Annotated in this window: 17 protein-coding genes; 9 read left to right on the top strand and 8 right to left on the bottom strand. The window is 73.0% G+C overall.

Going from position 1 to position 18,924, the window contains the following annotated elements:
- Nucleotides 1-135 precede the first annotated feature (135 nt).
- A complete protein-coding gene (locus tag ACFRU2_RS40900; RefSeq protein WP_382981387.1) occupies nucleotides 136-657 on the bottom strand; it encodes a hypothetical protein in 522 nt (173 codons plus the stop codon).
- The gene (gene rsmH / locus ACFRU2_RS40895; protein WP_382981390.1) at nucleotides 654-1,583 is read right to left on the bottom strand and encodes a 16S rRNA (cytosine(1402)-N(4))-methyltransferase RsmH; all 930 of its coding nucleotides are present in this window, start codon (nucleotides 1,581-1,583) and stop codon (nucleotides 654-656) included. The genes ACFRU2_RS40900 and rsmH overlap by 4 nt, the downstream gene beginning before the upstream one ends.
- 341 nt (nucleotides 1,584-1,924) lie before the next feature.
- Here rsmH and ACFRU2_RS40890 point away from each other — a divergent pair, with 341 nt between their 5' ends.
- The 4 genes from ACFRU2_RS40890 (at nucleotide 1,925) to ACFRU2_RS40875 (ending at nucleotide 7,485) form a co-directional block, all read left to right on the top strand.
- Entirely contained in the window at nucleotides 1,925-2,476 is a 552-nt protein-coding gene (locus tag ACFRU2_RS40890; RefSeq protein ID WP_382981386.1) for a beta-class carbonic anhydrase, read from the top strand.
- A gap of 166 nt (nucleotides 2,477-2,642) precedes the next feature.
- Entirely contained in the window at nucleotides 2,643-3,653 is a 1,011-nt protein-coding gene (locus ACFRU2_RS40885; protein ID WP_351384448.1) for a MoxR family ATPase, read from the top strand.
- Entirely contained in the window at nucleotides 3,653-5,062 is a 1,410-nt protein-coding gene (locus ACFRU2_RS40880) for a DUF58 domain-containing protein (RefSeq protein ID WP_382981385.1), read from the top strand. The genes ACFRU2_RS40885 and ACFRU2_RS40880 overlap by 1 nt, the downstream gene beginning before the upstream one ends.
- On the top strand, nucleotides 5,059-7,485 hold the full coding sequence (locus ACFRU2_RS40875; protein WP_382981384.1) for a transglutaminaseTgpA domain-containing protein: 2,427 nt from the start codon (nucleotides 5,059-5,061) through the stop codon (nucleotides 7,483-7,485). The genes ACFRU2_RS40880 and ACFRU2_RS40875 overlap by 4 nt, the downstream gene beginning before the upstream one ends.
- A 606-nt stretch (nucleotides 7,486-8,091) precedes the next feature.
- Here ACFRU2_RS40875 and ACFRU2_RS40870 read toward each other — a convergent pair.
- From ACFRU2_RS40870 to ACFRU2_RS40860, 3 genes are read right to left on the bottom strand one after another with little or no spacing between them, the layout of a single operon-like run.
- The gene (locus ACFRU2_RS40870; protein WP_323182688.1) at nucleotides 8,092-8,739 is read right to left on the bottom strand and encodes a TetR/AcrR family transcriptional regulator; all 648 of its coding nucleotides are present in this window, start codon (nucleotides 8,737-8,739) and stop codon (nucleotides 8,092-8,094) included.
- 21 nt (nucleotides 8,740-8,760) lie between these two features.
- Complete coding sequence (locus ACFRU2_RS40865; protein WP_382981383.1) at nucleotides 8,761-10,845, bottom strand: YhgE/Pip family protein; 2,085 nt, start codon at nucleotides 10,843-10,845, stop codon at nucleotides 8,761-8,763.
- Nucleotides 10,817-11,755: an ATP-binding cassette domain-containing protein gene (locus tag ACFRU2_RS40860; RefSeq protein WP_382981382.1), complete on the bottom strand. Its 939-nt coding sequence runs from the start codon at nucleotides 11,753-11,755 to the stop codon at nucleotides 10,817-10,819. The genes ACFRU2_RS40865 and ACFRU2_RS40860 overlap by 29 nt, the downstream gene beginning before the upstream one ends.
- 240 nt (nucleotides 11,756-11,995) lie before the next feature.
- Between ACFRU2_RS40860 and ACFRU2_RS40855 the strand changes: the two genes are divergently transcribed.
- From ACFRU2_RS40855 to ACFRU2_RS40835, 5 genes are all read left to right on the top strand, one after another.
- Nucleotides 11,996-12,493: an SAV_6107 family HEPN domain-containing protein gene (locus tag ACFRU2_RS40855; RefSeq protein ID WP_382981381.1), complete on the top strand. Its 498-nt coding sequence runs from the start codon at nucleotides 11,996-11,998 to the stop codon at nucleotides 12,491-12,493.
- Between the two features lie 70 nt (nucleotides 12,494-12,563).
- Nucleotides 12,564-13,322: a methyltransferase gene (locus ACFRU2_RS40850; protein WP_250743735.1), complete on the top strand. Its 759-nt coding sequence runs from the start codon at nucleotides 12,564-12,566 to the stop codon at nucleotides 13,320-13,322.
- Between the two features lie 285 nt (nucleotides 13,323-13,607).
- Nucleotides 13,608-14,009: a DUF3040 domain-containing protein gene (locus tag ACFRU2_RS40845; protein WP_266909422.1), complete on the top strand. Its 402-nt coding sequence runs from the start codon at nucleotides 13,608-13,610 to the stop codon at nucleotides 14,007-14,009.
- A 78-nt stretch (nucleotides 14,010-14,087) separates the two neighbouring features.
- Complete coding sequence (locus ACFRU2_RS40840; protein WP_382981380.1) at nucleotides 14,088-14,702, top strand: DUF4126 domain-containing protein; 615 nt, start codon at nucleotides 14,088-14,090, stop codon at nucleotides 14,700-14,702.
- Between the two features lie 10 nt (nucleotides 14,703-14,712).
- A complete protein-coding gene (locus ACFRU2_RS40835) occupies nucleotides 14,713-16,113 on the top strand; it encodes a phytoene desaturase family protein (RefSeq protein WP_382981379.1) in 1,401 nt (466 codons plus the stop codon).
- Between the two features lie 37 nt (nucleotides 16,114-16,150).
- Here the strand turns inward: ACFRU2_RS40835 and ACFRU2_RS40830 are convergent, their stop codons facing one another.
- From ACFRU2_RS40830 to thiE, 3 genes are all read right to left on the bottom strand, one after another.
- Nucleotides 16,151-17,065, bottom strand: coding sequence for a hypothetical protein (locus tag ACFRU2_RS40830; protein WP_382981378.1), 915 nt, complete (start codon nucleotides 17,063-17,065; stop codon nucleotides 16,151-16,153).
- A 53-nt stretch (nucleotides 17,066-17,118) separates the two neighbouring features.
- Complete coding sequence (metF, locus tag ACFRU2_RS40825) at nucleotides 17,119-18,033, bottom strand: methylenetetrahydrofolate reductase [NAD(P)H] (protein WP_382981377.1); 915 nt, start codon at nucleotides 18,031-18,033, stop codon at nucleotides 17,119-17,121.
- 112 nt (nucleotides 18,034-18,145) lie between these two features.
- Nucleotides 18,146-18,796, bottom strand: coding sequence for a thiamine phosphate synthase (thiE, locus tag ACFRU2_RS40820; RefSeq protein ID WP_382981376.1), 651 nt, complete (start codon nucleotides 18,794-18,796; stop codon nucleotides 18,146-18,148).
- Nucleotides 18,797-18,924 lie beyond the last annotated feature (128 nt).

Genomic DNA, 18,924 nt, shown 5'->3' with positions numbered 1-18,924 from the left:
CCGGCGTTTGAGGAGCGGGGGTCCGGGGGCTGGCCCCCGGGCACGGCGCCGCACGTGGAAAGGGTCCGGGCGGAGCCCGGGGAACGGTGGAAGGGCGGGTAGGGGACCGGCCCCGCAGGGGTACGCGTCACGACGTCACCGTCCAGGTGTCTGGGAGGGCTGGGGGGCGCCGCCCGACGGCGCGGAGGAGGGGGCCGGAGCGGCGGCGCCCGAGGGCACCGGGTCCGGGGACCCGGCCGGGCTGGGGACGGCCCCGCCCGGGGAGGGCGAGACCGGCGCGACGGACGCCGGCGGCGCCGGAGGAGACGGGGGCGGCGGCTCGGCGGCCGGCGAAGCGGTCCCGGCGACCTTGCCGTCCGGCCCGATGAACACCGGGCTGCCACCGGGGACGAGACCCAGCTCGTGCGCCCGCCGCTGCAACGCGTCGGGCGCCGAGTAGCCGTCCACGTCCCGCTGCAGCGCCTGCTCCTCGTCCGTGAGCGTGGTGGTCTCCCGCTTCAGCTTGCTCAGCTGGAAGGAGCCCTGGTTCAGCGCCGAGTTCAGCAGCAGCAGGCTGATCAGCCCGCCGCCGAGCAGCGCCACGACCAGCAGGACGAACGGGGTCCGCGCCGCCTGTCCGGCGACCGGTCCCCCCAGCACCCGCCCCAGGCGTTTCACAGCCGCGCCTCCCGAATGCGTTCCACCCCGCGGCAGCGGGCGGGCGCCGCACGCCGGTTCTCCGCGATCTCCTCCTCGGTCGGCAGCTCCGCACCGCGCGTCAGCAGCTTCAGCTTCGGCTGGTACTTCTCCGGTACGACCGGCAGCCCGGGCGGGGCCGTCGAGGCCGCGCCGGCCGCGAAGACCTGCTTGACGAGGCGGTCCTCCAGCGACTGGTACGAGAGCACCACGATCCGGCCGCCGACCGCGATCCGGTCCACGGCCGCGGGGATCGCCTGCTCCAGTCCGGACAGCTCGCCGTTGACCTCGATGCGCAGGGCCTGGAAGGTGCGCTTGGCCGGGTTGCCGCCGGTCCGCTTCGCCGCCTGCGGCAGGGAGTCGCGGATCAGTTCGACGAGGCGCGCACTGTTGGTGAAGGGGTCCTTGTCCCGCTCGCGCACGACCGCGGACACGATCCGCTTGGCCTGCTTCTCCTCGCCGTACTGGCGCAGGATGCGGACCAGCTCGCCGGGCGCGTAGGTGTTGAGGACCTCGGCCGCGCTGATGCCCGTCGTCTGGTCCATGCGCATGTCGAGCGGGGCGTCCTGCGCGTAGGCGAAGCCGCGGTCGGCCTCGTCCAGCTGCATGGAGGAGACGCCGAGGTCGAAGAGGATGCCCTGCACGGTGGGGATGCGCAGGCCGTCGAGTACGTCGGCCAGGTCGGCGTAGATGGCGTGGACGAGGGTGACCCGGTCCCCGAAGGGCGCGAGGCGCTCCCCGGAGAGGCGCAGGGCTTCCTTGTCGCGGTCCAGGCCGATCAGGTGGGCCTCGGGGAACCGGGTGAGCAGGGCCTCGCTGTGCCCGCCGAGCCCGAGGGTGCAGTCGACGACGACGGCCCCGGGCCTCTCCAGTGCCGGGGCCAACAGGTCCAGGCACCGCTGGAGCATCACCGGGACGTGTCGGGACTCGCTAGTCAAAGCGCCCTCTCAGATAACGGCGCGGCAGGCATACGCCGCGCCGCGCACGCGGAGTCTTACCAAAGGGCCGGGCGGCCGGTCAGGGCCGGGCTCCGGCCGGTTCGCGTCACTTTAGTGCAACGGTCGCCGCGGTCAACGAACCGCCCCGCGCGCCGTGCGCCCCGCTGTGACCGAAGCGGCAAAAGCCGCGAATCACCCGGTCGGCCCCGTGCGCCTCACCCCTGTGGGTTAGCTCACAACAGGTTCAGGTGACCTTCTTTGTCCACCCTCACTCGATGCTCATACGCCCTGTGACCACTAACGTCGTAACCATGACGACTTCCGCATCCCTGCCCGCCGAGTCCGCCCACCTTCCCCAGGCGGGTTCCCCCACCACCGACCGGCTCGTGGAACTGAACCGCGCCTACGCCGCGAAGTTCACCGACCCCGGCATGGACGCCCGTCCGGTCCTCCAGGTGGCCGTGGTGGCCTGTATGGACGCCCGCCTCGACCTGCACGCCGCCCTCGGCCTGGAGCTGGGCGACTGTCACACGATCCGCAACGCCGGCGGGGTCGTCACCGACGACACCATCCGCTCCCTCACCATCAGCCAGCGGGCGCTCGGCACCCGCACGGTGATACTCATCCACCACACCGGCTGCGGTCTCGAAAGCCTGACCGAGGACTTCCGGCACGAGCTGGAGGACGAGGTCGGCCAGCGTCCCGCCTGGGCCGTCGAGGCCTTCCGTGACGTGGACCAGGACGTCCGCCAGTCCATGCAGCGGGTCCGTACGAACCCCTTCCTGCCCCACAAGGACGATGTGCGAGGCTTCGTCTTCGACGTGCACACCGGCCTCCTGCGGGAGATCGATCCCACCTCTTGAGTGACACCAGGGCCAAGCCCGTCAAGAATGCGGGGAGACGTCACCCGGAAGAAGCCTTCCGGGCCGGTGATCGCGTTCTTGATGCTCGCGGTTTCTGAGGTGTTTCGGGGTGGGCCGGTCATGCGCCGTGGGGCGCCGGCCCTGGGAAAGGGTCGAGGAGAACCAGGTGACCACGTATGACGACCGAGCGAGCCTCGCGGATCTGACCAGCACGGCGCAGCAGGTGCGGGAATCGATCGAAAGCGTGATCGAGGGCAAGCCGGAAGTGGTCCGCCTCGCGCTGACCGTCCTGCTCGCCGAGGGTCACCTGCTGATCGAGGACGTTCCCGGCGTCGGCAAGACGATGCTGGCCAAGGCCCTCGCCAAGTCCATCGACTGTTCGGTGCAGCGCATCCAGTTCACCCCGGACCTGCTGCCCTCGGACATCACCGGCGTGAGCATCTACGACCAGCAGCGCCGGGAGTTCGAGTTCAAGCCGGGCGCGATCTTCGCGCAGATCGTCATCGGCGACGAGATCAACCGCGCCTCCCCCAAGACCCAGTCCGCGCTGCTGGAGTCGATGGAGGAGCGCCAGGTCACCATCGACGGCACCACCTACACGCTGCCGAGCCCCTTCATGGTGGTCGCCACCCAGAACCCGGTGGAGATGGAGGGCACCTACCCCCTCCCCGAGGCCCAGCGCGACCGCTTCATGGCCCGGGTCTCGGTGGGCTACCCCAGCCCCGAGGCCGAGCTGCGGATGCTCGACGTGCACGGCGGGCTCTCCCCGCTCGACGACCTGACGGCCGTCGCGCACGCCCACGACATCGGCAAGCTCATCGAAGCCGTCCGCGAGGTGTACGTGGCCGAGCCCGTACGGCGCTACGTCGTCGACCTGGTCTCGGCCACCCGCAGCCACCCGGACCTGCGCCTGGGCGCCTCGCCCCGCGCCACCCTGCACCTGCTGCGGGCCGTCAAGGCCTCCGCCGCACTGGCCGGCCGCGACTACGTACTGCCCGACGACGTGCAGGCCCTGGCCGGACCGGTGCTCGCGCACCGGCTGCTGCCCACCGCGCAGGCCCAGCTGAGCCGGCGCACCGCCGAGCAGGTCGTCGCCGACATCCTCCAGCGCACCCCCGTACCGGCTGCGCAGTCCCGCGGCGAGATCCCGCCCGGCGCGGGCATCCGGGGCTTCTGATGAGCGCCGGCGCCCCGCACGGTGCGGGCGGCCGGGGTCCGGAGGGCGGTGGCGGGCTGCGCGCGTCGCTGTCCGGGCTGACCACCCGCGGCCGGTCCTTCCTGGCCGCCGGGATCGCCGCCGGGCTGTGCGCCTACGTCCTCGGCCAGTCCGAGCTGCTCCGGGTCGGACTGCTGCTCGCCGTGCTGCCGCTGCTCTGCGTCCTGGCCCTGCACCGCACCCGCCACCGGGTCTCCGGCACCCGCCGGCTGACCCCGATGCGGGTGCCCGCCGGCTCCGAGGCCCGGGTGCAGCTGCGGCTCGACAACACCTCCCGGATGCCGACCGGGCTGCTGATGCTCCAGGACCGGGTGCCGTACGTCCTGGGGCCCCGGCCGCGCTTCGTCCTGGACCGGGTGGAGCCGGGCGGCCGCCGCGAGGTGTCCTACCGGGTCCGCTCCGACCTGCGCGGCCGCTACCCGCTGGGCCCGCTCCAGCTGCGGCTCACCGACCCCTTCGGGCTGGTCGAGCTGACCCGCTCCTTCTCCGCGTACGACACCCTCACCGTCATCCCGCGCACCGAGGCCCTGCCCCTGGTGCGCTTCACCGGCGAGTCCTCCGGCTACGGCGACGGCAGCCGCCGCTCGCTGGCCCTGGCGGGCGAGGACGACGTGATCCCGCGCGGCTACCGGCGCGGCGACGACCTGCGCCGCGTGCACTGGCGCTCCACCGCCCGCTACGGCGAGCTGATGGTGCGCCGCGAGGAGCAGCCGCAGCGCAGCCGGGCCACCGTGCTGCTGGACACCCGGCGCCTCGCCTACGAGGGCGCCGGCCCCGACTCAGCCTTCGAATGGGCCGTCTCGGCCGCCGCGTCGACCTTGGTGCACCTGCTGGAGCAGGGCTTCTCGGTGCGGCTGCTGACCGACACCGGGGACTGCGTGCCCCGCGAAGGCGGCGGCTTCACCTCAGGCGGCCAGGAGTCCGCCGAGGCGGCGGGGCTGATGATGGACACCCTCGCGGTGGTCGGCCACTCCGACGGCGCGGGCCTCTCGCGGGCCTGCGACGCGGTACGCAGCAACGGCGCCGGCAGCGGCTTCGGCGGAGCGGGCGGGGACGGGCTCCTCATCGCCTTCTTCGGAGACCTGGACACCGTACAGACGGGGCTGGCGGCCAAGATGTGCCGGCGCGGCGGCGGTGCCGTGGCGTTCGTACTGGACTCCGCGGACTGGTCCGGGCGGCCGCAGGGGCTGGCTTCGGTCATGGCACAGGGACTGCCTCCGCTGGAGGAGCGCCTGGCCGGGCTGCGCGACGCGGGCTGGACGGCGCTGGCCGCCCCGCCCGGGATGCCCTTCGGGGAGCTGTGGCGTCAGGCGGGCAACGCGCCGATCGGCACGGCAGGCGGTTCGGGTTCGGCGGGGGGCTGGGGATGAGCGGGCGGGCGAGACTGACGGTCTTCGCGGCTCTGGCGACGCTGTTCACCGCCTGGTCGCTGGACCCGCTGGTGGAATCGGGCGGCTGGATGCCGCAGGCGGCGCTGCTGCTGGCGCTGCAGAGCGCGGTGGGCGCGGGGGCGCGGCGGGTACCGCTGGCCCGGACGCTGACCGTGGCGGCGCAGGTCCTGGTGTCGCTGGTGGCGCTGATGCTGCTGTTCGGCGGGAAGATGCAGTCCGCCGAGGGCGACGGGCTGCTGGACTACCTCGTGACGGACTTCGGCGCACTGTTCCGCCAGGGCGTGCAGGACGTGAACGAGTTCGCGATGCCGGCCCCGCTGACGGACGGGATCCGGCTGCTGCTGGTGTCCGGGGTGCTGCTGATCGGGCTGCTGGTGGACCTGCTGGCGGTGACCGTACGGACGGCCGCCGCGGCCGGGCTCCCGCTGCTCGCGCTGTACTCCGTGGCGGCGGGCCTGTCGGGCGCGGCCGTCGGCTCCGGCGGCGCCTCCTGGATCTCCTTCCTGCTGGCCGGCTGCGGCTACCTGCTCCTCCTCCTGGCCGAGGGCCGCGACCGGCTCGCACAGTGGGGGCGGGTCTTCGGCGCGGCTCCTCGCGGGAAAGTGGCGGCCGGGTACTCGGGCGGCGGCCAGGCGCTCGCCCCGGTCCGCACCGGGCGGCGGATCGGCGCGGTCGCGCTGGGTCTGGCACTGGCGGTGCCGGCGGTGCTGCCCTCGCTGGGCAGCGGACTCCTGGGCACGGGCGGCGGCCCGGGCGAGGGCGAGGGCAACGGCCTCGGCCCGTCGATCCAGGCGGTCAACCCGCTGGTCTCCCTGCAGAGCAGCCTGAACACCCAGGACAACCGGGTGGTGCTGCGGTACCGCACGGACAGCCCGGAGCTCAGCGAGCAGTACCTGCGGATCCTGGCGCTGGACGAGTTCAACGGCATCAAGTGGGAGGCCTCGGGGCGCGCCCTGACGGACGTGCCGAAGCGGATGCCGAATCCGCCCGGGGTGAGCGACGGCGTGCTGAACGGCGCGACCGAGGTGCAGACCTTCATCTCCTCGGCGCAGACGTACGCGCAGCGCTACCTGCCGATGCCGTATCCGGCGATGGGCGTGGACATCACCGGGAAGTGGCGGTTCGAGCCGGCCGGGCGCACGCTCGTCGGGGACCAGCTGGGCAAGGACAAGTTCCAGAACGCCCAGGGCGTGCAGTACACGGTGCGGAGCCTGCTGCTGAACCCGACGGCGGAGCAGCTGCGCAGTGCACCGGCGGCGAATCCGGAGATCGCGGCCGAGTACACGAAGGTGCCGGACAACCTGCCGGCGGTCGTCGTGCAGACGGCCCGCGAGGTGACCCGCGGCACGAAGGACGACTACTCGGCGGCGGTCAAGCTCCAGGACTACTTCGCGGTGAGCGGCGGGTTCCGCTACGACACCAAGGTCTCCTCGGGTACGGGCTCGCAGGCCATCGCCAAGTTCCTCGCCGACAAGGAGGGCTTCTGCGTCCACTTCGCCTTCTCGATGGCGTCGATGGCGCGCACGCTCGGGATCCCGGCGCGGGTCGCGGTCGGGTTCACGCCCGGGGTGAAGCAGTCCGACGGCTCCGTCAACGTCTCGATGAGGGACGCGCACGCCTGGCCGGAGCTGTACTTCGAGGGCGTGGGCTGGACCCGCTTCGAGCCGACGCCCCGGTCGGGCATCACGGTGCCGGACTACAGTCGGCCCGCCACCCCGCAGACGCAGCCGAGCGCGCCGACGGCGGCCCCGTCGGCGAGCGCGGCGCAGCCTTCGGCCGGGCCCTCGACGGCCGACGACTGCCCCGCGGACCAGAAGAAGCTGGGCGAGTGCGGTCCGGCCGCGGCGCAGCGGAACACGGGCGCGGGCGGCGGCGGCCCCTCGGCGGGCACGGTCCTGGCCTGGACGGCCGCGGGCATCCTGCTGCTGGCCCTGCCGCTCCTCCCGTTCCTGTGGCGCGGGCGGCTGCGGGCCCGGCGGCTCGGATCGCGGCAGGTCCTGGCCGCCTGGCGGGAGCTGGGCGACGCGGCGTGGGACGTCGGGATCGTCCCGGACGAGGCGCTGTCCCCGCGGGGGGCGGCGGACCGGGTGGTGTCCCTGGGCCGGCTGGATCCGGCGGCGGCCGATGCCGTACGGCGGGTCGCGGGCGCGGTGGAGCGGGAGCTGTACGCACCGCCGGGTGCGGAGCCCCCTTACGGGGAGCTGGCACAGGACGTCCTGCTGGCCCGCGCCGGGCTCCTCGCCGGCGTGTCCCGCCGGGCGCGGCTGCGCGCGCTGTTCTTCCCCCGCTCGGCGGCGCGAGTCGGCTGGGCCGCCTCGGCCCGTTGGTCGGCCCTGACGAGCCGTTTCGCGGACTCGGCGTCCCGGGCACGGGCCCGGATCCCGCTCCGCGGCCGCGGCTGACGGCGGGTCGGGGGGCGGCTCCCTGCGGGGCTGTCCCCTACCCGCCCTTCGCCCGTTCCCCGGGGCTCCGCCCCGGACCCCGCGCCTCAAACGCCGGCGGGGCTGGAATTGCCCTGCGGGCAATCCAGCCCCGGCCACATCCAGCCCCTCCGGCGTTTGAGGAGCGGGGGTCCGGGGGCTGGCCCCCGGCAACGGCGCCGCACGCGGCAACGGGTCCGGGCGGAGCCCGGGGAACGGTGGAAGGGCGGGTAGGGGAACTCCGCCCCGCGCAGCGGCACACCCGCAGCCGGGTCAGGGCCGCAGCCGGGGGCCGGGGTTCGGGCCCCGGACGGGGAAAGGCCGAGGCCGGGGCTCGATCCCCCCGAGCCCCGGCCTCCGCCGTGTTCCCACCCCGTCGGCCAGAGAGACCCGATCCGCACCTGCCGCCCCGTGCCGGCGGTGCGAGCCGGGTCCCTGTCCGTTGCCCCCAGTCTGGCGTGCCGACATGCAGCACCCCATCCGCGCAGGTACTCATTTCCGCGTCTAGGTACGGATACTCACCCGCCCCACCAGTTCTACGCGGCCCCACCGCCCCCGCGGCACCGCCGATCGGGTCACCCGTCAGCGTCAGCGGTTCCCGCTCACCCGGCCCCGCAGCAGCAGCGACAGCGCCGAGTGCACGTCGTCCAGCGACCGCTCGCTCTGGAACGACTGCCAGTCGAGCGCCGCCACCAGCACCATCCCCACCAGCGCCGCGGCCGTCAGCGGTACGTCGATCTCCGCGCTGAGCTCACCCCGTTCCACGCCTTCCCGCAGCACCGTCTCCACGACGGCGACGGCCTCCCGCCGGACGACCATCAGGGTGGACTGCCAGGTCCGGTTGGTGCGCCACAGCTCGGCGACGTAGAGCTGGGTGAAGGCGGGGTACCGGTCGATGAAGACCAGCCCGGCCCGGATCATCTCGTCGAGCGCCTCGACCCGGGTCCCGCCCCTGGCCTCGGTCGATTCCGCCGCCGTCCGCAGGGACTCGGTCAGGAGTCCGACCCCGTGCCTCAGCAGCTCCTCGAAGAGGTCGTTCTTGCTGGCGAAGTTGTAGTAGACGGTGCCCTTCGCCACGCCCGCCCGCTCGGCGATCTCCTCGACCGTGGTCGCGGAGAAGCCCTGCTCCGCTATGAGGGTGACGGCTGCTTCGTAGAGCTTCTGCCGTGTGGCCTGGCGGCGGCCGCCGCCCGCGACCGTACCGGTGCTGCTGCTTTCCATGGCGCTGATTCTCACAGGTCGACCTGTCTCTCCGGGCTACAGGCTCAGTTCCGGGCGCAGCCGGTCCATCGTCCACACCTGCTTGCCGCGGGCGGCGAGGGCGGTCAGTGCGAGGGCGCCCAGCGTGAAGGCGGTGAGGACCGCGCAGCCCTGCCAGACCGGGGCCAGGTCGCCGCCGGTGATGAGCCGGCGCAGGCTCTCGACCACGTACGACATCGGCAGGTAGGGGTGGATGGCGTTGAAGAAGCCGGGGCTGGTCTGGACGGGGTAGGTGCCGCCCGCCGAGGTGAGCTGGAGCATCAGGACGGCCAGGACCAGGATCCGCCCGGCGGCGCCGAACTTGGCGTTGAGCCACTGGACGATCGCGGCGAAGCACCCGGTGACCAGCATCAGGAAGCCGACGGTGAGCGCCGGCCGGGCCATCTGCAGGCCGAGTCCCCAGTGGAGTACGGACATCAGTGCGCCCACCTGCGCGGCGCCGATCCCGGCCACGGGCAGCCAGCCCGCGAGGGCGATCCGCCAGGGCGAGGCTCCGGTGGCGAGCGCGCGCCGGTTCAGCGGTGCGATCAGCATGTAGGCGACCATCGCGCCGACCCAGAGGGAGAGCGGGATGAAGTACGGGGCGAAGCCGGTGCCGTAGTTGGGCGCCTTGTGCAGGGACTGGTTGGCGAGCCGGACCGGGTCGGCCATGACCTCGGTGCGGGCGTCGCGCTGCTGCTGGTCGTAGGCCGGGATCTTGGCCGCGCCGTCGTGCAGGCCGCCGGCGAGTTCGCCGTTGCCGTCGACGAGCTTGACGAGGCCGCCGTCGAGGTCGTGCGCGCCGACGCCGAGCTTGCCGACGCCCACGCCGAGTGCGCCGGAGCCCTCGGTGGCGGAGCCGATGCCGGTGTGCAGCCGGGCCATGCCGTCGGAGACCTTGTGGGCGCCGTCGTTGAGGGCGTTCACCTGGGCGACCGCCGCTTCGAGGTCCGACGAGAGGCCGGGGGCCTTCTTGACGAGGAGGCGGGCTTCGCGCTCCAGGTCGTCGAGCTGCTTGTGGAGGGTGGCGAGGTCCCCCTTCGAGTTCCCCAGCAGGGTGTCCACGTCACCGGCGAGCTCGGCGGCTTCGGCGGCGTCGTCCTTGAGGCGCTTCAGCTGCGGGCAGGTGGCCGGGACCGGCTTCGCGCCGGTGGTGCAGGTCTTCGCGTAGACGTCGGCGGCGCCGGTGGAGACGCGCTGGGTGACGGTGGCGGCGGCCGGGGCCGCCTTGGCGAAGGCTTCGAGGTGCTTGTCGACGACCTGGGCGGTGTCGGCGACGAGTTCGGCGCTGTCCGCGAGGCTCTTGGGGTCCTTCAGGAAGGGGCGGGCCTTGTCCGCGACGCCGCCGACCTTGTCGGCGAGCTTCTGGGTACCGGCCGCGACGTCCTTCGTTCCCGTTTCCAGCTGTGCGGCGGCCCCGTTCAGCTTCTTGAGCCCCCCGGTGAGCTCGCCGTTCTTCTCCTTCGCCGTGTCCAGGCCGTCGGCGAGGTCCTTGGCGCCCTTCTGGGCCCGGCCCGCCCCGTCCGTGAGCTTGTCGGCTCCGTCGGCGGCCTCGGCGGTCTTGCCGTGGAGGTCGGAGAAGTTGACGAAGATCTTGTCGAGGAAACCGCGGGAGGCGTTGGTCGACGCCGCCGAGCGGACCTCGGAGAAGACGGTGCGGGAGATCGAGCCGACGATGTAGTTGTTCGCGTCGTTGGTGCGGACCTGGAGGGCTCCGGTGGCGGGGTCCTCGCCGGAGCTGGAGGCGATCTTCGAGCTGAAGTCGGCGGGCATGGTGAGGGAGAGGTAGTAGGTGCCGTTCTCCAGCCCCTTGGCCGCCTCTTCGGCGCTCACCTCGCGCCAGTCGAAGGTCTTGCTGTCGTGCAGCTTGCGGGTGATCTCGCCGCCGGCGTCGATCTGCTTCCCGTCGACGGTGGCGCCCCGGTCGGAGTTGACGAGGGCGACCGGCACCTTGTCGAGGCGGCTGTAGGGGTCCCAGAAGGACCAGAGGTACAGGGCTCCGTAGAGCAGCGGCAGCAGGAGCAGCGCGACGAGGGCGGCCCGGGGCAGCTTCCCCCGCCCGAACCGCTTCAGCTCAAGCGCGGCGAGCTTCGGCGAGCGCATCGTCGTCCCCCTTCGTGTCGTGCGAGTCGTGCGAGTCGTGGGCGGCGGCCGTGGTGTCGGCACCGGTCTCGGTGTCGGCACCGGTGTCGGCGTTGCCGTCGGAGTCCTGCGGGGCGGCGGTCTGGGCGCCCCAGGTGACCTTGGAGTCCATGGGCCGGGGCACCACGGGGGATCCCGCGGCCGGGTCGGCGGCCGGAGCGGCAGCGGATTCCGCCGCCGGGCCGGTGCGCAGGACGATCGCGTCGGACGGGGCCTCGCTGCACACCGCGAGGACGGTGGTCCCGCGGGCGGCGAGGGAGCGCAACAGGTCCCAGGCTTCGGCGCGCTCGGCGTCCGAGAGCTTGAGGTCCAGGTCGTCCAGGGCCAGCAGGCGCGGTGCGCCGAGCAGTGCGATGGCCACCGACAGCCGTACGGATTCCAGCCGTTCCAGGTCCCGCACGGAGGTGCGCGGTCCCTTCGGCAGGGTTGCCACGTCCAGTCCGGCGGCGGCCAGGGCGGCGTCGATCCGGGCCGCGGTGGAGGCGCGCCGCTCGCCGCGCGGGCGGAGCAGGGCGCGTACCGGGCCGTCGTAGCGGCGCTGGAGCAGGGCTCCCTCGCGCAGTTGCTCGGCGACGGTGAGGGCCTGATCGAGGTCGTTGACCCCGGACACCGGGCCGAGGGCGGCGATGCGGCGGACCGCGGCCATCTTCTTCGGCAGCCGGTGGCGGCCGATCTCGGCGTGGCCCTCGGTGGGCTTCATCCGGCCGGTGAGGGCGAGGAGCAGGCAGGTCCGCCCGCTGCCGGAGGGGCCTTCGACCGCGATGAGCGAGCCGGGCGCCGCGTCGATGCCGATCCCCCGGAACACCCAGCCGCGCGGGCCCTTGACTCCGAAGTCCTCGGCCTTGACGGCCGCGCCGTGCGGGCTGTCCACACCCTCCCCCTTCTTTTGAACTGACCGGTCAGTTCAAAAACTAGCATCCTCGGTGGCATCCGCTGCGCACCGGGCGGCAGTTGCCCGGCCACCACCCCTGAGTACGGGGCAAAACAGCAGGTCAGCGCGATTGTCAGTGGGGGCCGTCACGATGGGGACACGTAAGAACGGCTCGATTTGCTCGATGTGTAGGAGCTACACCAGGCAGCGCCATGCGCACGCAACGACAGGAGGTTCGTCATGGCCACACCGTCCCCGTCCCCTGTCCACCCCGTCCCCCGGAAGTCGGCGGCACCGCCCGCCGCCCTCGATCTGCTCGCCAAGGCCCACGAGGGCCTGGCCGAAGCCGCCCGGCTGACCCGGCCCAACGAGCGGTACGCCACCGCCCATCTCGCCGCGCTGCGCACCGCCGCGGCCGTGCTCGCCGTGCGCGGGCGGCCCGAACCGGTGCACCCCCGGCGCAGGCCGCGGATCCGCAGCGCGTGGGAGGTGCTCCCGGAGATAGCGCCCGAACTGACCGAGTGGAGCGCGCTCTTCGCCTCCGGCGCCGCCCGCCGGGCACGGGCGGAGGCCGGCATAGAGGGAGCGGCCACCGGCCGGGACGCGGACGATCTGGTGCGTGCCGTCGCGATGTTCGTGCGCCTGGTGGAGCGGATGCTCTCGCTCCACCCGCAGGTGCCGGCCGGCCCCGCGCAAGGCCTGCCGCTGCCGCGGACGGAGCGTCCGGACGTGGGATGACCTGCCCGGCAGCCGGAGGCAATAGGGTGGGCAGCGACCGCTCACCCAACGTGCCGAGGAGCCATCAGCCGTGTCGGACACTTCCCGCCCCCGCGCCTCCCTCCGCACCGCCGTGGTGTGGGAGGTCCTCAAGGAGGCGCTCGACCGCCGGGTGAAGGCGACCGGGCGGGACGTGCTGGACGTGCTCGACACGGGCGGCGGTACCGGCAAGTTCGCCGTGCCGGTGGCCCACCTCGGCCACCGGGTCACCGTGGTCGACCCGAGCCCCAACGCGCTGTTCGGACTGGAGCGCCGGGTCGCCGAGGCCGGCGTGGCCGATCTGGTCCGCGGGGTGCAGGGCGACGCCCAGGGTCTGCTCGAGGTCGTCGAGCGCGATTCCTACGACGTGGTGATCTGCCACGGCGTGCTGGAGTACGTGGACGACCCGGCCGAGGGTGTGGCCAACGCGGTCGCCGCCCTGCGCCCCGGCGGCATCCTCAGCCTGCTCGGCGCCGGACTCGGCGGGGCCGTCCTGGCCCGCGCCCTGGCCGGGCACTTCACGGAGGCCCGTACGGCCCTGACCGACCCGGCCGGGCGCTGGGGCGCGGGCGATCCGGTACCGCGGCGCTTCACCGCCGAGCAGCTCTCCGCGCTGGTCTCCGAGGCGGGTCTGGCCGTGGGCGCGGTGCACGGGGTGCGGATCTTCGCCGACCTCGTCCCCGGCGTGCTGGTCGACACCGAGCCGGGTGCCGTCGAGGCCCTGATGCGCCTGGAAGAGGCCGCCGCAGAGCTCCCGGCGTTCCACGCGGTCGCCACGCAGCTGCACGTCCTCGGCGAGAAGCCCGCCTGATCTGCGGAGCTTCCGGGAACGCGGTGAGCCACTCACCCTCCGAACCGGGGTCGTGACCCGTATGATCGGGGTCAGCGACCGGCATGCCGAGCGGACCTCTGGGGAATAACGCCCTCAGTGGGCCGTTCAAGACGGCGCTGAGCATTCCCCAAGCGGTACTTTTTACGGGCAGTGTTTTTTTAGAACGTGGCGTAGAGGGCGGGTATCACGGGGGCGATTCCCCGCCTATCCTGAAGGGGACCCCTGGTCGCTACCCCCCGCGACCGACGGATGAGGAGGACTCCCGTGCCGCTCTCGGAGCACGAGCAGCGAATGCTCGAGCAGATGGAGCGAGCGCTGTACGCCGAAGATCCCAAATTCGCTACAGCGCTTGAGGGAAGCGGACTGCGCACGTACACCCGGCGACGGGTCTACCAGGCAGTCGCAGGCATTGTGGTGGGTATCGCGCTCCTCATGACCGGTGTGATCGTGCCGAACGTACTGTGGATCAGCGTGGTGGGATTCCTCGTCATGCTGGGCTGTACGGTGCTCGTGGTCACCGGTTGGCGCAAGGCACCCAAGCCTGGTGAGCAACCCGCCTCCGGAAGTGCAGGCGGTTCGCCCCAAGGGCAGAACCGGCAGCGTCGGTCGATGATGACCCGGATCGAGGAACGGTGGCAGCGCCGCCGTGACGAACAGGGGCAGTAGGCCCCACCGACAGACTCGGGTGAGGGGACGGCCGCCGAAAGGCGGCCGTCCCCTCACTTTTTGGGACATGATGATCAGATGAGTGTGCTCCCCCTGGTCTTCACCAGCGGCTGGGCCAGTGGGATCAACGCTTACGCCGTGGTCCTCCTGCTCGGCATCTTCGGCAGGACCGGTTTGACCGACGAGGTCCCCGCGTCCCTGCAGCGCACCGACGTGCTGATCGTGGCCGGCGTCCTCTTCCTGTGCGAGGCGGTCGCCGACAAGATCCCGTACGTGGACTCCCTCTGGGACACCGTCCACACCGTGATCCGCCCGCTGTCCGGAGCGGTGGTCGGCGCATTGCTCGCCGGGCAGAGCGGCTCGCTCTCCGACATCGCCGCCGGCGCGGTCGGCGGATCCACCGCCCTGGCCAGCCATTTCGTCAAAGCCGGCACGCGCATGGCGATCAACACCTCGCCCGAACCGTTCAGCAACGTCATCATGAGCACCGCCGAGGACCTCGGCGTGGGCGGGATCGTCACCTTCGCGATGTTCAATCCCGAGGCCGCCGCGATCATCTGCGCCGTCCTGCTGATCATCGGACTCGCCCTGCTGATCTACCTCTGGGCCAAGATCCGCCGCTTCCTGCGCCGCCGCGCCCAGCGCCGCGAGGAGAAGAGACTCGCCGCCGAAGTGGCCCGCGTCGCTCGATAGGCTCAGCCGCATGGCACGAATTGCGGTGATCGGCGCCGGGATGGGCGCGATGGCGACGGCGGCACGGCTGGCCGTCGCCGGGCATCAGGTGACGGTGTACGAGCGCGGGGCGACCTACGGCGGAGCCGTCGGCCGGTACGCCCGCGACGGCTTCGTCTTCGACACCGGCCCCGGCCTGGTGCACCTGCCCGCCGTCTACCGCGATCTGTTCGTCAAGACCGGCAAGCGCCCCCTGGAGGAGTGCGCGGAGCTGGTCCAGATCGACCCCGCCGTACGCTACGTCCTCCCGGACGGCCGCACGCTCACCTTCCCCGGCGGCTCGCACGGCGGCGCGGCCGCCGCCGTCGACGCGGCCTTCGGACCCGGCTCCGGGGACCGCTGGAGCGCGGTCCTGGGCCGCGCCCGGGACGCCTGGGACGCCACCCGCCGGCCGCTCCTGGAGGAGCCGCTGAAGCAGGACCGGTCGGTCCTGGGCCTCGATCCGTACCCCGCCCTGCGCGGGAGCGGGCTGCTGCGCCGCCGGCCGCCGACCCTGGCCGAGGTCGCCGCCCGCGAGCTCGGCGGCGGCGGCTTCGACGAGCTGCTGACCGCGCGCGTACGGGCGTACGGGGTCGATCCGGCGACCGCACCCGCCTCGGCGACGGTGCTCCCCTACATGGAGCAGACCTTCGGCAGCTGGTACGTGCGCGGCGGAGTCCGCGAGCTGGCCACCGCCGTGTACGAGCGGTGCCTGGAGCGGAAGGTCGCCTTCGAGTTCGGCGCGGCCGTACGGGAGGTGCTCGTGCAGGGCGGCCGGGCGGCCGGGCTGCGCCTGGCCGACGGCACCGAGGTGACGGCCGACCACGTGGTCTGCGCGGCCGACCCCCGGCCCGTGAAGATGCCGACCGCCCTGGACTCGGCGCCGGTCGGCACGGAACCCGCCCGCTGGTACACCCTCTTCGCCGCCCTGCGCGGAGCCCGGGACGCGGACGCCGCGCACCGGACGCTGCTGGGCCCGGTGACCGTGCTGCGCCCCGACGACCCGGCCACCCGGCCGGACGCCGAGCACGAGGCGGTCACCGTGCACGCCGTGGTGACCGAGGGGTCGGCGCCCGCTCCGACAGCCGAGGACCTGCTGACGGCGGCCGCGCGGGCCGTACCCGGGCTGCGGGAGCGGCTGCTGTGGCACGAGCTGCGCACCCCGGCCGAAGTCGGCGCGGACACGGGCTCGGTGGACGGCCGGGTGCCTGCGCCCTCGCTGGCCGGTGCCGGGGGACGGCTGCTGCACCCCGCGAACGCCACCGGCGTACCCGGGCTGTACCTGGCCGGCGGCTGGGCGCACCCGGGCGGCGGTCTGGCGCACGCCGGGATGACGGGGGCCCTGGTGGCCGGGCTGATCGTGGAGGGCGCGGACTTCCGCGGCTCCCGCTAGCCTCCCGGCCCGCTAGCCCGCCGACCCGCCGGGGCGGCTAGTAGCGGTACTGCTCGTACTCGCCGGTGCCCTGGTACGGATACGGGTACGGCTGCTGCTGCGGCTCCTCCGCCGGGTAGGGCTGGTTCGCGTCGCGCTGCTGCGGGACCCAGACCCCGCCGGGCGGGGTGTCCATGGAGTACTGCTCCTGCTGCCCGGTCGCGTACGGGTCCGGGGCGTAACCGCCGTACGGGGCCTCGTAGCCGTACGGCGGCTGCGGGGCGACGGTTCCGCCGGTGCCGATGTACGGATCCGAGTAGGCGGCGTAGACCTGCTGCTCGCCGGGGGCCGGATAGCCGGTGGTGTAGTCGTAGCCGCCCTGGGTCTGCGGGTCGTAGTACGCCGCGTACTGGTGGGCGTCCTGCTCGGCCGGGGCGAAGGGGGTGAACGGGGAGGCGAAGGTGCTGGTCTCGCCTTGGGCGCCGTACCCACCGGACGGGTCGGCTGCCGGCTGCGGGGGGTAGAACCCCTGGACCTGCTGGCGCACGGCCCCCGCGGTGAACGCATTGGCGTCCTCGGCAGAGTCGTCGTCCCCGTCCCCGTCATCGGCCGGGTCGGGCCCGTACTCCAGGGCCGTCACCTCCAGGGACGGCTCCGGGCGCGCTCCGGCCCCGGCCCGGCGGCGCCGGCTCTGCGGCAGCTCGGGCTCGGGGGCCTTGCCCCGGCGCAGCGACCAGCCGGACACGAAGCCCTTGCGGAAGGAGAGGGTCACCAGCGTCTGGCCGATCGCGAACGCGACGGCGCCGGCCCCGATGACGAGCACCGACGGCAGCACGACGCCGGCGACCACGCCGACGAAGCCGGCGAAGGCGAGCAGGCGCCAGCGCAGCCGGGCCTTGTACTGCATCAGGACCTCGGCAAGCAGCCACAGCGCGACGAAACCGAACGCGATGTAGAGGACCGTCATTCCCATGCGGGGCCCCTCTCGGTACGGCCGCCCGCCCGTGGGGGAACGGGGCCGGCCGATCAGGCCCGCTGGTGCAGGCCCAAGTTCTCGTAGATCTCGAGAGTCGCCGTGGAATTGTTCAGCGTGATGAAGTGCAGCCCCGGGACACCCTCGGACAGCAGCCGCGCGCAGAACTCCGTGGCGAACTCGATGCCAATGGAGCGTACAGCGGCCGCGTCGTCCTTGACCGCGAGCATGCGCTCTTTCACGTCCGCAGGGAAGACTGCGTTGGTGAGCTGGGGCAGTCGGTCGAACTGCTTGATGCCGACAACAGGCATGATCTCGGGGATGATCGGGGTCTCGCAGCCCGCCTTTTCGACGCTGTCGCGCAGCCGCAGATAATTCTCCGGGTCGAAGAACATCTGCGTGATGGCGTAGTCGGCGCCGGCGCGGCACTTGTCCACGAAGTGCCGGATGTCCGTGTCCCAGTCCGAAGAACGCGGGTGCATCTCGGGGAAGGCCGCGACGCCCACGCAGAAGTCCCCGGACTCCTTGACGAGCCGGACGAGGTCCGCGGCGTAGTGCACGCCCTCGGGGTGCGCCACCCACTCGCCCATGGGGTCGCCCGGCGGGTCTCCGCGCAGGACGAGCATGTTGCGGATGCCGGCGTCGGCGAACTGGCCGATGACGTGGCGCAGCTCGGCGACCGAGTGGTCGACCGCGGTGAGGTGCGCGACGGGGGTCAGGGTGGTGTCCGCGGCGATCTGCTCGGTGGCCCGGACGGTGCCGCCGCGGGTCGAGCCGCCGGCCCCGTAGGTGACGGAGACGAAGCTCGGGGCCACGGCCTCGACCCGGCGCAGCGCGTTCCAGAGGTTGCGCTCGCCCTTCTCCGTCTTGGGGGCCCAGAACTCGAAGGAGTACGAGCGCCCGGACGCGATGAGCTCGCGGACCGTGTGTGCACGGTCCGACCAGGTGGAAGAGGTACCAAGGGCCATACGGGGAGGTTAGACGCGGTCCGGTGTCCACCGAAGCGTTGTCCACGGATTGGACGCGGAAATGAGACGCCGGGTGGGTGCGGGGCGGGCGGCCGGGGCCGCCCGGGGCCCGCTAGCCGAGCCGGGCGCGGACCCGCTTGGCGAGGTCGGCGGCGGCGGAGCCGGGGTCGGAGGCCTCGGTGAGGGCCCGTACGACCACGACGCGGGAGGCGCCGGCGTCCAGTACTTCGTCCAGATTCCCCGCGTCGATCCCGCCGATGGCGAACCACGGCCGGTCCTGGGCGAGGGAGGCCGCGTGCCGGACGAGGCCGAGGCCGGGGGCGAACCGGCCGGGCTTGGTGGGGGTGGGCCAGCAGGGGCCGGTGCAGAAGTAGTCCACGCCGGCCTCGGCGGCGGCCGCGTCGACCTCCGCCTCGGAGTGGCAGGAGCGGCCGATGAGGACCCCCTGGCCCAGGATGGCGCGGGCGGCGGGCACCGGGATGTCGCCCTGCCCGAGGTGCAGCACGTCCGAGCCGATGGCGTGCGCGACGTCGGCCCGGTCGTTGACGGCGAGCAGCTTGCCGTGGCGGCGGGCCGCTTCGGCGAAGACCTGGAGGTGCTCCAGCTCCTCGCCCGCCTCCATGCCCTTGTCGCGGAGCTGGACGATGTCCACCCCGCCGGCGAGGACGGCGTCCAGGAACTCGGGGAGGTCGCCCTGCCGCTTGCGGGCGTCCGTGCACAGGTAGAGCCGGGCATCGGACAGCTGGGCGGCGATGGCGGACATGGGTACCCCCGGGTGGTGTGTCGTACGTACGTACGCGGTGTGGGGGGGGCAGTCGGGGGACGCCCACCCCACCTTCCGTTTTTTTTTTCCCCTCTTTTTTCTCTTGGTTCGGTCCAACGGGTAACACC

This window comes from Streptomyces sp. NPDC056883, assembly GCF_042788835.1.
GTDB lineage: Bacteria > Actinomycetota > Actinomycetes > Streptomycetales > Streptomycetaceae > Streptomyces > Streptomyces stoeckheimensis.
Note: the sequence above shows the minus strand (reverse complement) of the source record. Positions and strands in the feature narration are given on the sequence as shown.